The organism is Nitratireductor sp. J20-h4 (assembly GCF_056780505.1).
In genome coordinates, this window is sequence record NZ_CM165557.1 from 502986 (window position 1) to 515387 (window position 12402).

Annotated in this window: 9 protein-coding genes; 7 read left to right on the plus strand and 2 right to left on the minus strand. The window is 63.5% G+C overall.

The window, feature by feature from the left end:
- Positions 1-196 precede the first annotated feature (196 nt).
- From ACT2B0_RS02460 to ACT2B0_RS02475, 4 genes are all read left to right on the plus strand, one after another.
- A complete protein-coding gene (locus ACT2B0_RS02460) occupies positions 197-811 on the plus strand; it encodes a thymidine kinase (RefSeq protein ID WP_473461060.1) in 615 nt (204 codons plus the stop codon).
- A gap of 138 nt (positions 812-949) precedes the next feature.
- Positions 950-2038, plus strand: coding sequence for a hypothetical protein (locus tag ACT2B0_RS02465; protein ID WP_473461062.1), 1089 nt, complete (start codon positions 950-952; stop codon positions 2036-2038).
- 15 nt (positions 2039-2053) lie between these two features.
- The gene (locus ACT2B0_RS02470; RefSeq protein ID WP_473461064.1) at positions 2054-3199 is read left to right on the plus strand and encodes a hypothetical protein; all 1146 of its coding nucleotides are present in this window, start codon (positions 2054-2056) and stop codon (positions 3197-3199) included.
- Positions 3200-3297: 98 nt separating this feature from the next.
- A complete protein-coding gene (locus tag ACT2B0_RS02475) occupies positions 3298-5208 on the plus strand; it encodes an AAA family ATPase (RefSeq protein WP_473461067.1) in 1911 nt (636 codons plus the stop codon).
- Between the two features lie 128 nt (positions 5209-5336).
- On the opposite strand, the gene ACT2B0_RS02480 is transcribed toward ACT2B0_RS02475, so the two are convergent.
- Positions 5337-6767, minus strand: a complete 1431-nt coding sequence (locus tag ACT2B0_RS02480) for a phospholipase D family protein (protein WP_481658445.1) — start codon at positions 6765-6767, stop codon at positions 5337-5339.
- A gap of 344 nt (positions 6768-7111) precedes the next feature.
- On the opposite strand from ACT2B0_RS02480, the gene ACT2B0_RS02485 reads away from it, so the two are divergent.
- The 3 genes from ACT2B0_RS02485 (at position 7112) to ACT2B0_RS02495 (ending at position 11432) form a co-directional block, all read left to right on the plus strand.
- Positions 7112-8398, plus strand: coding sequence for a DUF6638 family protein (locus ACT2B0_RS02485; protein ID WP_473461073.1), 1287 nt, complete (start codon positions 7112-7114; stop codon positions 8396-8398).
- A 16-nt stretch (positions 8399-8414) separates the two neighbouring features.
- Complete coding sequence (locus ACT2B0_RS02490) at positions 8415-9536, plus strand: DUF2333 family protein (RefSeq protein WP_473461076.1); 1122 nt, start codon at positions 8415-8417, stop codon at positions 9534-9536.
- A 216-nt stretch (positions 9537-9752) separates the two neighbouring features.
- Positions 9753-11432, plus strand: coding sequence for a formate--tetrahydrofolate ligase (locus ACT2B0_RS02495; protein WP_473461079.1), 1680 nt, complete (start codon positions 9753-9755; stop codon positions 11430-11432).
- 155 nt (positions 11433-11587) lie between these two features.
- Here the strand turns inward: ACT2B0_RS02495 and ACT2B0_RS02500 are convergent, their stop codons facing one another.
- The gene (locus tag ACT2B0_RS02500) at positions 11588-12262 is read right to left on the minus strand and encodes a DUF1236 domain-containing protein (protein WP_473461082.1); all 675 of its coding nucleotides are present in this window, start codon (positions 12260-12262) and stop codon (positions 11588-11590) included.
- Positions 12263-12402: the final 140 nt, after the last annotated feature.

Consider the following 12402-nt stretch of genomic DNA (forward strand, 5'->3'; position numbering starts at 1 on the left):
GTGCGCACTCCTTTTGTTGGGTATGCGAACCAAACACCATTTTGCGGTCGATTCAAGCGCTGTGCCCGTGATGACACCGCCGCGCCGTGTGCTTGTTGCGACAAATCTGCACGAATTGCGTGGATGACCAGTGATTTTATGCCGGGTCCGCAATGGAACATCTCCCCGCGAACGGCCGACTGCGCTTAAAGGGGGCATGGCCAAACTCTACTTTCACTACGCGACGATGAATGCCGGCAAGTCGACCATGCTTCTGCAGGCCTCCTACAATTATCGCGAACGCGGCATGACGACGATGGAGTTCATTGCCGCTTTCGACGATCGCGCCGGCCAGGGCCGCATCGGCTCGCGCATCGGCCTGGCGGCCGGGGCGGAGACGTTCAGGCACGGCGACGATCTTTACCGGCGCATCGCCGAGCACCACGCGCACACGATCGTGCATTGCGTCTTCGTCGACGAGGCCCAGTTCCTGTCGCACGAGCAGGTCTGGCAGCTTGCCCGCGTCGTCGACCGTCTCGACGTTCCGGTGATGTGCTACGGGCTGCGCGTCGACTTCCAGGGCAATCTGTTTCCCGGTTCGCACGCGCTGCTGGCGATCGCCGACGAATTGCGCGAGGTGCGCACGATCTGCCGGTGCGGGCGCAAGGCGACGATGGTCGTCAGGCTCGGGCCCGACGGCAAGGTGAGCCGCAAGGGCGAACAGGTGGTGATCGGCGGCGACGACAAATACGTCTCCTTGTGCCGGCGCCACTGGGAAGAGGAGATGGGCCGCTGGCCGGCCGAGGACATGGTCGGCTTCGCGCGCGGCTGACGGGCAGGGCCGCCGGGCGGACTTGAAAGCGCCAGGCGATCGTTGACGGCAAGCGGACTTTCAATCGCAACATTCGGCCCATATATTCAACCACCGCCGCGCGACCGCCGGCATCGATCAGCGAAGTGGAGAGACTGGATGGCGACCCTGCAGAATTTCGATGCCGAAATCGCCAGGACCCGGAAAACCGTCGAGGACATGCGCTCCAAGATCGAGCAGTCCGGGATCGTGCTGGACCAGATCGCGCAGGCCGACAAGAAAATCGGCGAAGTCGATTTCGACATTGAAAACGCCCGCATCGCCGACGTGCTCAAGCAGCAAAAGACCATGGAGGCGAACATCGCCGACCTGATTATCGGGCTCGAGGACGCCACCAACGTGTTCGGCGCCGAGTTCGAGAGCATGAAAAGCTATACCGGCTGGGAGACCTTTGTCGGGTTCTTTTCCAAGCAGCGCCAGCAGCGCATGCGCACCGAGCGCGTCCGCAACATGTCGCTGGCCGGAAACCTGCAGGAATTGCTCGGAAAGTCCGACACGATCGTCGGCATCCTGACCGATCAGAAACAGGTGCTGGACGAGCGCTACAAGACCTCCGAGGCGAGCCTCGCCGACGTGATCGAGCGCCGCAAGACGACCATGGACACGCTGACGACGACGCAAAAGCGCATCGAGGAACTGAACCCGATGCTGCTCGACATCGAAAACCGCATCGCCGCCTCCACCAACCAGGCCGACCGCACCGAACTCGAGGGCGAGCGCTCCAAGCTCGCCACCGAATATAACGAAATGCAGGCCAAGGAGCAGGAACTGCTGGCCGAAAGCCAGACGCTCGAGCGCTATACCTCGATGTTCCAGACCTTCGTCGATTCGCTCAACAACCAGATCGCTGCCCAGAACACGCTGATCAACAAGCTGACCATCGACACCGAACAGCGCATCGTCCTGTACAAGGCGCTCGAGGATTCCTTGAAGACGGCGGCCCAGCAGGACGTTGCCCACCGCATCAACACGCTGGGCAGCCAGGTCGACAACACCGCCGAGGAGACGATGGCCGGCATCGGCGCGGCCGCCCAGCGCCATATCGGCGACCTGCTCGAACTGCACGAGAAGAACATGGTCACCACCGCCGACATCCAGCGCCGCAAGAAGCTCGCCGACGATGCGTTCGCCCGGCGCTTCGATGAGGTGATGAAAAAGCACAATGCGGCCGACTACGTGCAGCAGTAGTCGAAACGCCCGCGCATGACCGACACCAGCACCGCCGCGAACCGCTATTTCGACGCCATTTCGGCCGCCCTGAAGGGGCTCGACATTTTTTTGCGGCACGACAATTCGCCGCTTTACGGCCACGGCCTGGTGGCGCAGGTCGTGTCGGAATATATCGCGCGGCTGGAAAATTCGTTTGCGTGCTGGAAGAACCGGCTCGGCTTCACCCAGTCGTTCCGCATCTCGCGCGCCGAAAGCGGCTTTCCGGTGTTCCAGAACGTCATGGAACTGGAAAAAGACCGCCGCACCGCCGACGAAAAGCTGGCCGCGATCCCCAAACCGGACGAATTGCGCGCGGAGATGGTCGATTTCATCCTGCGCCGCAAGGCGTTTCCGAGCGATTTGCAACGCTCGATGGCCGAAAGGCTTTATCTGCAGGATGTCGGCACCGGTCTGGTCTTCGCCCCGTTCATCCTGCCCAAGACGGTCCGGGTCTCGGTCAATCCGAAAACCGGGCGGCCCTATTGCCTGGTCCATTGGGGTGCTTTCGACGGGACGGCCAACCTGCCGCTCGTCTACATGGCGATGATCGAGGATTCGTCCGACGACATGGTCGGCGCGTTGGTTACGCGGGACGGCAAGCTCAACGAAACCGTGCCGATACCCCTGCCGGTCGAAGGGCTTCTCAACCCGGATCTGGCGCATCGCTTCGACGATTTCGCCGAAAAGAACTCGGCCTATTCGCTGTCGCCGGCGACGATCGCCGGCAATCTCGACAAGGATTTCGACACGCTGCATCCCAAACAGCTGCGGCGCGTTGTGCTGGGGCCGTTCTATTCGGCCGGCATTACCGAGCACAATTCCACCGTCGCCGACGTGCTCGACAAGGTGCGCGATCCCAAGAACGCCTGGCTTTTGACCTGGACGATCCAGGAAGTCTTTTCCAAGGGCGAGAAACCAGGCCGGCGCGGCCTGTGGTCGAGCACGCCGGCGCGCGACGAGTTTTTCATCAATACCGACGACCTGGAGGCGGCCAGGCAGGGTGTGAGCGCCTATGAAAAACACGCTCTGGTGCCGCACGAGGCCTATCAGGCGCTGTATGCGGCCGGCGAAACCGAGACGATCTTTTCGGGCTACAAGGTCCACATCCTTTCCGGCGAGCGGGTGATCAGCGATGTGTAGCCTCCGCGATAGGGTTTATCCGACCGCGAGCCTTGCGCGCGCGGCCGAACTGGGAGGCCGGGCGATTATCATGCGATGCAAAGGATGCGGGGCGTAGGATGGATACCGGCCTGACCACGATCGGCGAAGCCGACATCGAAAAGCACCGCGCCGTCGCGCAGGGCATGATCACCCGCATCATCGTGATGGAGGATGGTGGCGGCCGCTCCTCGACCGCGCTTGCCGGCACGGGCCGGCGTTTCGTCTCGACGGTGTCGACCGGCTCGGTGCGCCGCACGCGCGAGGTCGAATTCGCCAAATCGGTCGCCGCCGTGCGCGCCGACGACGTGATGATGTCGATCCCGCAGCACACGCTGCTGTTTCGCGCCCGCCGCGGGCTGGCGGTCGCGCTGGCGGTCGGCGACGTTTTCGCACGCTCCAGCGAACTGGAAAGCCTGCAGGCCAAAAACAGCCGTGCCCCGCTGGACGGCGAGGAGGCGCAGCGCTTCAAGCGGCTGTTGTCGGCCTCGGCCTATGTCGCCGCCTTCAGCCTGGCCTGCTATCTCCTGCAGACCATTGAAAGCGACGCCGAGGCGCCCAACGACGTCGAGGAACCGGATTTCCTGTTCGACACGCCGCAGGATGCGCTGAAGTCGATGATCGCCGGCCTCGATGCCGCGATCGCCGGCGCAAAGGACGATCAGGACCTGTTGAGCCGCGCCCGCGCCTTCGCCCGCGAGGCGGTCGAGGGTCTGCTGGCGCGCAAGGGCCGCTTCGACGGGCTGGGGCCGTTCGAGGACGCGCATATTCGCATCGACCAGGACGATTTCACGCTTGACGGGTTCGACGTGGCGCCGGGCCAGAAGCGCAAGCCGCTGGTGATGACGTTCAAGAAGCCGAATGAGATTGTCGGCAACCACATCGCCAAATATCAGGCCATGAAGCTCGCCAAGATGCTGATGGCCTATGATTTCGACCGTCAGTTGAACCCGTTCGTCGAACTCGGCGGGTTCTTGTTCACCTTTATCGGCGACGGCGCGCCCGGCACCGGCAAGACGATCCTGATCCAGATGACGGCCGGGCTGATCAACGACTATTGTCAGATCGCCGGCTACCCGTTCCATTACGAGAATTTCGGCGTCGACCAGATCTCGTCCTACCAGGGCAAGTCGGGCCAGAACTGCAAGCAGTTCGTCACCAATGTCATCAATCCGCGCGCCATCGGTTTCGGCACGGTCGACGACATCGATCAGGTCGCCGCCAAGCGCTCCGACGACCGCGCCTCGGCCGGCCAGCAGGAAATCACCGGCGTGTTGATGGAAAGCTTCGCCGGTGCCTCCACGGTGGTGCGCGGCAATTGCTCCTTCGGCATGTTTTCCAACTATCCAGAGAATGTCGACGACGCGCTCAGGCAGCGCGCCGGCGCGCGCTGGCTGGTCGACGGGCCGCAGACGCGCGACGACTATATCGACATTTTCGTACTGCTGGCCGGCAAGAATCACGGCATTCCGCTCGGCGAGCACGATCTGTTCGACGCCCAGGTGATCCAGCGCGCCGTCAACACCGCCTACGAGCAGCATTCCAGGCCGCAGGAAGACGGCTTGCAGAAGGTCTATGAGCGTTATCTCGACCAACATGGCGAGCCGCGTACGATGGCCGATATCGGTTCCTATCTGCATCTCATCAAGGAAGCCGAACCGCGTTTTACCGGCCGGGCGATCAAGAACATCACCGACGCCATCAAGATGCGGGCCATGGATATCGAACTGCCCGACGACTGGTTCGAAAAGCCCGAAACCTTCATGCACAAGGCCTATGACGACAAGAAGGCCATGATCGAGGAGCTGCGCGGTCCTTTCACGATGGCAATCGTCATGCAGGAGATCAACCGCTACGCCGATTCCGAATTCCGCTATTCCGACCGCTCCGACGACGCCGCGGTCTCGACCATGATCCGCGACGCGCGCCTGCGCGAGCGCGCGCTGCGCGAGATCGAGCAGATGAAGGCGAAAGGAACCTGGAACGCCTGAGTGCCCGCGCGGCGGGCGCCGACATCGTCCTTGCTGCGCGGTTCCGCGGGCGAAGTGGCGTTTCGTCCTGAACTGGGTCTCGCGGGGTCCGGAGAAACGATTGCCCTACCGCCTGAAACCCGCCATGTCTAAAGCAGCCACTCGATCGGCAGCCAGCCGAACACGGTAAGCATGATCCGGTCGAGGATCGAGGCATCGGGCTCGTTTTCCAGCACCGTGGTTGCGCCGTCGGGACCGGTCTCGATCCAGCGCAACGCGCCGTCGCGCAGCTCCACCCGGTAGGCGCTTTGGGCCAGGTCACGCGTGAACGCCTCGTGAATGCGCCGGGCCATCGACGCGCTTTCGATCAGAAAACCCATCTCGCAGTTGAGATAGACCGAGCGCGGGTCGAAATTGAACGAGCCGACGAAGACGCGCTGCCCGTCGACGCTCAGGGTCTTGGCATGCAGGCTGGAGCCCGATGAGCCGGTCGCCGACAGTTCCGAGGCGCCGGCGGCCATGCCAGGCCTGGGTTTGAGCTCGTAGAGCGCGATGCCGGCTTCCAGCAGGCGCCTGCGATATTTGCTGTAGCCGGCATGGACCATCGCGACATCGGTCGATTTGAGCGCGTTGGTAAGGATGGTGACCTCGGTGCCGGCCTCGCGGATCGACCTGAAATAGTCCGTGCCGCCCTTGCCGGGAATGAAATAGGCCGAGATCACGTCCAGCCTTTCGCGGACGGGACCGAGCGCCGAACCGAGCTGGCTGATCATCAACTCGCCGGATTTGGCTTTGCCGAGCCCTTTCGAGGGCGGATCGCTGAACAGTCGGACGTCGGTCCATTCCAGATTGATATCGCCGCTGTTCAGCCGCCCCGCGACGGACGCTTCCAGCTCCGGCATCCGCTTCAGCCATTCGGCTTCCGGCGAGGCGCCGCCTTCCGTAAGCCAGTCCGGCAACTGCGTGCCGGCATTGGGGGCGACCGCGTCGATCGGATAGGCGGATTGGCTGTTCCAGTAGCGGTCGAAATTCGCCGCCGTCTCCGGCACGACGGCGCCGGCCGCCAGCACGTCGAGGTCGAGAAAATAGTTCTGTTCGCCGATGCTGAAATATTCGTCGCCGACATTGCGCCCGCCGATGATCGCGGCGGCGCCATCGACGATGAAGGCCTTGTTGTGCATGCGCCGGTTCATGCGGAAAAAGTCGAACGCGAAACCCGCCAGTTTCGGCCGGCGCACCCGCGACGGGTTGAACAGCCGCACCTCGAAATCCTCCTGCGCGTTCAGCGCGGCCAGCGTCGCGTCCATCCCCGAAACGCCGTTGTCGTCGAGCAGCAGGCGCACGCGCACCCCGCGGCGCGCGGCATCCGCCAGAGCGCGCAGCAGCAGCCGGCCGGAAACGTCGTCGTGCCAGATGTAATACTGAACATCGAGCGAGCGTTCCGCCTGTGCCGTCAGGAGAAGCCGGCTCGCCAGCGCCTCGTGTCCGGTGGCGAGCGGCAGAACGCCGGACTTTCCCGGATGGTCGCGAACCGAGGCTGCCAAGCCTCGGCCCCAGGCCGTGTCCTTCGACAGGGGCATGGCCGTGCTCGGCGCGCGCGCTTGCAGGTCGGGAAGGGGCAGGAGCATGCGCGCGGAGACGATCAACAAGACAATGCTGGCAGAGGCGCCAAGCAACCATTTGAGAAGGCTTAACAAAACTCTCTGTTCCCCGCTACATGCCGGGCTAGGGTTTCACGGACCGGGGTGCAGGGCAAGCCTGTCTTTCGGCGCTGGTGAATGCGCGTGGGGTAGGGTGCCGTAGCGGGAATGTTGCCGTGGCCGCGAAGCATGCCTTGAGGGAAACAGCGCGACCCATTAGACCAAGAATGGCGTTCGCCCGGAAATTGCCGGCGAGGTCGCATGCTGCGAGCGGGAAGGACCGGATGAAGCGCCTTTACGACAGCGAGCTGATTTATGGTCGTTTGATGCGGGTCGACGAACCGCACCTCGTCGCGCGCTACAACAAGGCGCTGGCCGCCTTCGGCCTCAAACCGACCTCGCTCGAGGCGATCGACGTCGATCGGACCGGGTTCTCGCCGCAGGTGGCCGACGAACTCGGCGACGACAATTACCTCGATCCGAACCAGGTCAACCGGCGTTTCATCATCCTGTCGCCGCGCCAGGCCGACCTGCCCGTCGTGCATACGGCCTTTTCCAACACCGCCCAGCTGATGTTCGAGTTTTTCAGCCGCAACCGCCGGGCGATCGACGCGCTGACGATCAAGGACGTGATCTATGGCGAGATCGAAGACACTGTCGCCAAGGTCGAGGACATCGAGGATCTGCTGTCGATCAACCAGGTCGAGTTCCGCGTCCTGTCGGCCGAGGACGTGCTTGGCAAGGCGGCCGAACTCGGCAGGCTGTCCGACCGGCTGCGTCAGGAACCGGGCGCCTGGCGCGACGACGCCATGCTGGAGCGCATGGTCGAACTCGCCAAGGTGACGGGCGACATTCGCGAGAACGCGCTGGTGCCCGACCAGGTCATCTTTCGACATAACGCGTTCTGGACCAGCCATTTTGGCGGGCTTTACGTCTTCGTCGATCCCGACGTGACGACGGTGATCAGCGACCCCGATGCGCCCGGTTTTCGTCGCTCGCGTCCCTGGCAGGTCAGTTATCTGTCGATCCGCGACCCGGAGCGCGTGTTCGATTTCCTGCTCAAGACCGGCCGGCTCGACCTGCCGCGCGAGTCCTGGCTCGAGCGCTCCAACTATCTCGAGCATCGCGCCGAGATGGTGGTGCGCGGCCTGATCCGCAAAGCCGATCCGGAAGCCGACCCGAATCGGGTCGACAAGGTCTGGCTGCAGACCTGGATTCACCGCCACGCCGATCAGATCCAGCGCGACGGCGCCTTTCCGTTCCTGAACGCGGCCAAGCGCGAGGCCGCCCAGACCGGCCAGATCGACCTCGACGATATTGCGCCGCATCGCCGGTTCCTGGTCGTGCGCGCCAAACCCGACCATCCGGACGCCTGGCTCACCGGCCGGCTGATCTCCGATTTCGTTCCAGACGACTTCGTTTCGCGCTATGTCTTCAACAAACAGGGCTTTTACCGCGATTACGAAACACTGAGCGAGCGCTGGCGACGCCATGTTGTCGATACGCTCCAGACCACATATCTCCGCGACAAGCGGGCATTCCGCCAGAAGCTCTATGGGCTGACGGATTGAAAGGGGTTCCGGACACATGCTTGATCCGATCGTTGCATTTTTTACTCGCGTTTTTGAATGGATCGGCCGTGGCATCGGCGTTGTCGTGGCGTGGCTTGTGTGGCCGTTCCTGGCCGCCAGCCGCTGGTACGCGCGCCGCGGCTGGCTGATCAAGGGGCCGATCGGCATCGGCCTGCTGGTTCTGGTCGGGCTTTACGGGTATTTTTTCTGGCAGACACAGCGCTGGGCCGGCTTCGATCCGGACTATGTGGCGGCGTATGGTTTCGACACGCGCAATCTGTCGGCGGGCGAAGAGGCGCCTGGCGGCCGCGTTGGCGCGGACAAGACCTGCGGACGCTCCGCACTCACCGACCTCACCGCGGATCTGATCGATTTCAATGTCAACGAGAACGCCTGGATATCCTCCATGCTGCTCTACAAGCTCGGCTTGTTCGGCATCGATTGGGATCACACGCCGTTCATGGACAACAAGGCATCCTTCCAGCGCGGCATCCATCAGGCCGTGCGGCGCGTGTCCATCGAACTGGTCGACACGCTCGGCCGCGTGCGCGGCACGTCGCAGATCGACCAGAACCTGCAGGACGCGCGCGGCGCCGTCACCTTCGACGAGGAAACCTGGTATTTCGGCATCAATCCGTTCGGACCGAAAACGCCGACGCCGAGTTTCTACCGCTCCGCCATCAGGGACCTGACCGTCTTCAACGATCGTCTCGAGGCCTGCGACGCGATTTTCGACACGCGCGCCGACAATCTCATCACCTTTCTCGACCGGATCGCCAGCGATATCGGCTCGACCTCGGATCTGTTGCGGGCGCGCTCGGAAGAATACAATCTCGGCTGGTTCGACCCGCGCGCCGACGACCGGTTCTGGTTCGCCTACGGGCAGCTCTATGCCTATTACGGCGTCCTGCATGCTACGCGGGCCGATTTCGACGACGTGATCGTCTCGCGTAACCTGGTTCCGCTGTGGGACAGGACGGAGCAGCAGTTTCGCGCCGCGCTCAGAATCCGGCCGCTGGTGATCTCCAACGGTGATGAAGCGGGCTGGATCATGCCGACCCATCTCGCGACCATGGGGTTTTACGTACTGCGCGTGCGCTCGAACCTGGTCGAGCTCAGAAGCGTGCTCGATCGCTGAGCCTTTTCATGACCGCAAGACATGGCAGTCCGTTCGCCCCGGAAGGCCGCGGCGCCATCGACGTCGTTCACGCCCCCTCGATCCCGTCCTGTCGCATTTCGCGTATTCGGCGACCGAAACGGGACGGCGGGGTGTCCGGTTCTCGCGCTTCTATGCGCGCCGCGAGGGGGCGGAGCCGCCGCACTTCGAAAACCGACCGACCGTAAAGGAACCGATATGGCCGAAGTGAAGTCCGACATCGAAATCGCGCGCGCGGCGACCAAGAAACCGATCCAGGAGGTCGGCGCCGGGCTCGGCATCCCGTCCGAACATCTGCTGCCATACGGGCACGACAAGGCGAAGATTTCCGCCGATTTCATCCGCTCCGTCAAGGACAGACCGGATGGCAGGCTGATCCTGGTGACCGCGATCAATCCGACGCCGGCCGGCGAGGGCAAGACGACGACGACGGTCGGGCTCGGCGACGGGCTGAACCGGATCGGCAAAAAGGCGATGGTGTGTCTGCGCGAGCCCTCGCTCGGCCCCTGCTTCGGCGTCAAGGGCGGAGCGGCCGGCGGCGGTTATGCGCAGATCGTGCCGATGGAGGACATCAATCTCCACTTCACCGGCGATTTTCATGCCATCACCTCGGCGCATAATCTGCTGTCGGCGATGATCGACAACCACATCTACTGGGGCAACGCGATAGAGATCGACACGCGCCGCGTCGCCTGGCGGCGGGTGATGGACATGAACGACCGCGCGCTGCGCCAGATCGTGTGCTCGCTCGGCGGCGTCACCAACGGCTTCCCGCGCGAGGCGGGTTTCGACATCACCGTCGCCTCCGAGGTGATGGCGATCCTGTGCCTGGCCAGCGATCTGAAGGACCTGGAACGACGGCTGGGCGACATCATCATCGGTTACCGGCGCGACAAGAGTGCCGTTTATGCCCGCGACATCAAGGCCGACGGGGCGATGGCGGTGCTGCTGAAGGAAGCGATGTCGCCGAACCTGGTGCAGACGCTGGAAAACAATCCCGCCTTCGTGCATGGCGGGCCGTTCGCCAACATCGCCCATGGCTGCAATTCGGTGGTCGCCACCACCACCGCGCTCAAGCTTGCCGACTACGTCGTTACCGAGGCCGGTTTCGGCGCCGATCTCGGCGCGGAAAAGTTTTTCGACATCAAGTGCCGCAAAGCCGGGTTGAAGCCGGCGGCGGCGGTGATCGTCGCCACCATCCGGGCGCTGAAGATGAATGGCGGGGTGAAGAAGGAGGATCTCGGGGCCGAAAATGTCGAGGCGGTGACCAAGGGCTGCGCCAATCTCGGCCGCCATCTCGAGAACGTGAAGCAGTTCGGCGTGCCCGCGGTCGTGGCGATCAATCATTTCGTCTCCGACACGGATGCCGAGATCGAGGCCGTCAAGGCCTATGTGGAGCAAACAGGTGCCGAGGCCGTTGTGTGCATGCACTGGGCCAAAGGCTCGGAAGGCACGGTCGAGCTCGCGCAAAAAGTGGTCGAACTCGTCGAAAGCGATCTGGCGCAGTTCTCGCCGCTCTACCCCGACGAAATGCCGCTGTTCGAAAAGATCAACACCGTCGTCAAGCGCATCTATCGCGGCTCGGAGGCGATCGCCGACAAGGCGGTGCGCGACCAGCTTCATCAATGGGAGCAGGCGGGTTACGGAAATCTGCCGGTCTGCATGGCCAAGACGCAATATTCGTTCTCGACCGATCCCAATCTGCGCGGGGCCCCGACCGACCATGTCGTGCCGGTGCGCGAGGTCAGGCTTTCCGCCGGAGCGGGCTTCGTGGTGGCGATCTGCGGCGAGATCATGACCATGCCCGGCCTGCCGAAAGTGCCGTCTTCGGAGCGGATAAAGCTCAACGACCAGGGTTATATCGAGGGGCTTTTCTAGAAGACAAGGCCGAAAGGCGGGCCCCGCCTTCGGCATAGAGAGCCCGTTTCGCAACGGGGACCAACCGTGCGCGGCGCGTGTGCCAGACAGACGAAAAAGCGCCCGGTCACGCGGACCGGGCGCCTTTCGTCGTTTCGGCAGGCTCAAGTCGGCATTCAGCCGCCCTGCACCCAGACCACGGTGCGGCTGGACGTGTTGACCAGCACCGGGCCGGCATCGGTGTAGACATAGGCGTAGGCCGGATCGTTCGGGATTTGCACCAATTCAACCTCGGCCGGCACGCTGGCGCCGAGCGTCAGGCTGGTGCCGGTCATCGGGTCGACCGGATTGGCCTTCACGTAGGCCACGCTCTCGTCGGGAACGAGATAGCCGGGCGAATAAACGACCTCGCGCGTCTCCGCCTTCACGATCAGCGGACGGCCGTCGACATAGACGTAGGCCAGATCCGGATGCTCCGGAATCGGCTGCAGCGTGGCCGAGGCCGGGATGGTCACGCCTTCGCGCAATTCACCCGCAAACACCACCGGCTCGACCGGGTTGGCGACAACATAGTCGACCGCAGGCTGCGGTACGGAGGCCGCCGTGCCCAGCATCGCGCCGGCGAAGCCGCCGATCACCGCGCCGACCGGACCGCCGACCACGGCGCCGGTGATGGCGCCCGCGGCGCCGCCGACGGCAGCGCCGGTCTCGACGTTCTCGTTGGTGCTCTGCGTGGTGATCTGGTCCTCGGCACGCTCGGTCGCGGGTTGCTTGACCGGCGATTCCTGCGCCTGGGCGGCGCCGAGCGTCAGGGCCGAGAGAGCGGCGGAGGCGAGTAGCAGTTTACGCATTGGTGCTTCCTTTCGGTTGGTTGCGTCCCTCGGCCCCATAACGTCGATCCCGGCAGCGTGTTCCGTGATGATTTTGTGGCAAATCGGTCGCCTAATGATGGCGCCCGACCGGCTTGCCGCCAGCGTTCTCATTCCAAATT

Coding starts and splice junctions, on each gene's coding strand:
- ACT2B0_RS02485 (WP_473461073.1), top strand. CDS start 7,112: ATGAAGCGCCTTTACGACAGCGAGCTGATTTATGGTCGTTTGATGCGG.
- ACT2B0_RS02490 (WP_473461076.1), top strand. CDS start 8,415: ATGCTTGATCCGATCGTTGCATTTTTTACTCGCGTTTTTGAATGGATC.
- ACT2B0_RS02475 (WP_473461067.1), top strand. CDS start 3,298: ATGGATACCGGCCTGACCACGATCGGCGAAGCCGACATCGAAAAGCAC.
- ACT2B0_RS02465 (WP_473461062.1), top strand. CDS start 950: ATGGCGACCCTGCAGAATTTCGATGCCGAAATCGCCAGGACCCGGAAA.
- ACT2B0_RS02480 (WP_481658445.1), bottom strand. CDS start 6,767: ATGCCCCTGTCGAAGGACACGGCCTGGGGCCGAGGCTTGGCAGCCTCG.
- ACT2B0_RS02495 (WP_473461079.1), top strand. CDS start 9,753: ATGGCCGAAGTGAAGTCCGACATCGAAATCGCGCGCGCGGCGACCAAG.
- ACT2B0_RS02470 (WP_473461064.1), top strand. CDS start 2,054: ATGACCGACACCAGCACCGCCGCGAACCGCTATTTCGACGCCATTTCG.
- ACT2B0_RS02460 (WP_473461060.1), top strand. CDS start 197: ATGGCCAAACTCTACTTTCACTACGCGACGATGAATGCCGGCAAGTCG.
- ACT2B0_RS02500 (WP_473461082.1), bottom strand. CDS start 12,262: ATGCGTAAACTGCTACTCGCCTCCGCCGCTCTCTCGGCCCTGACGCTC.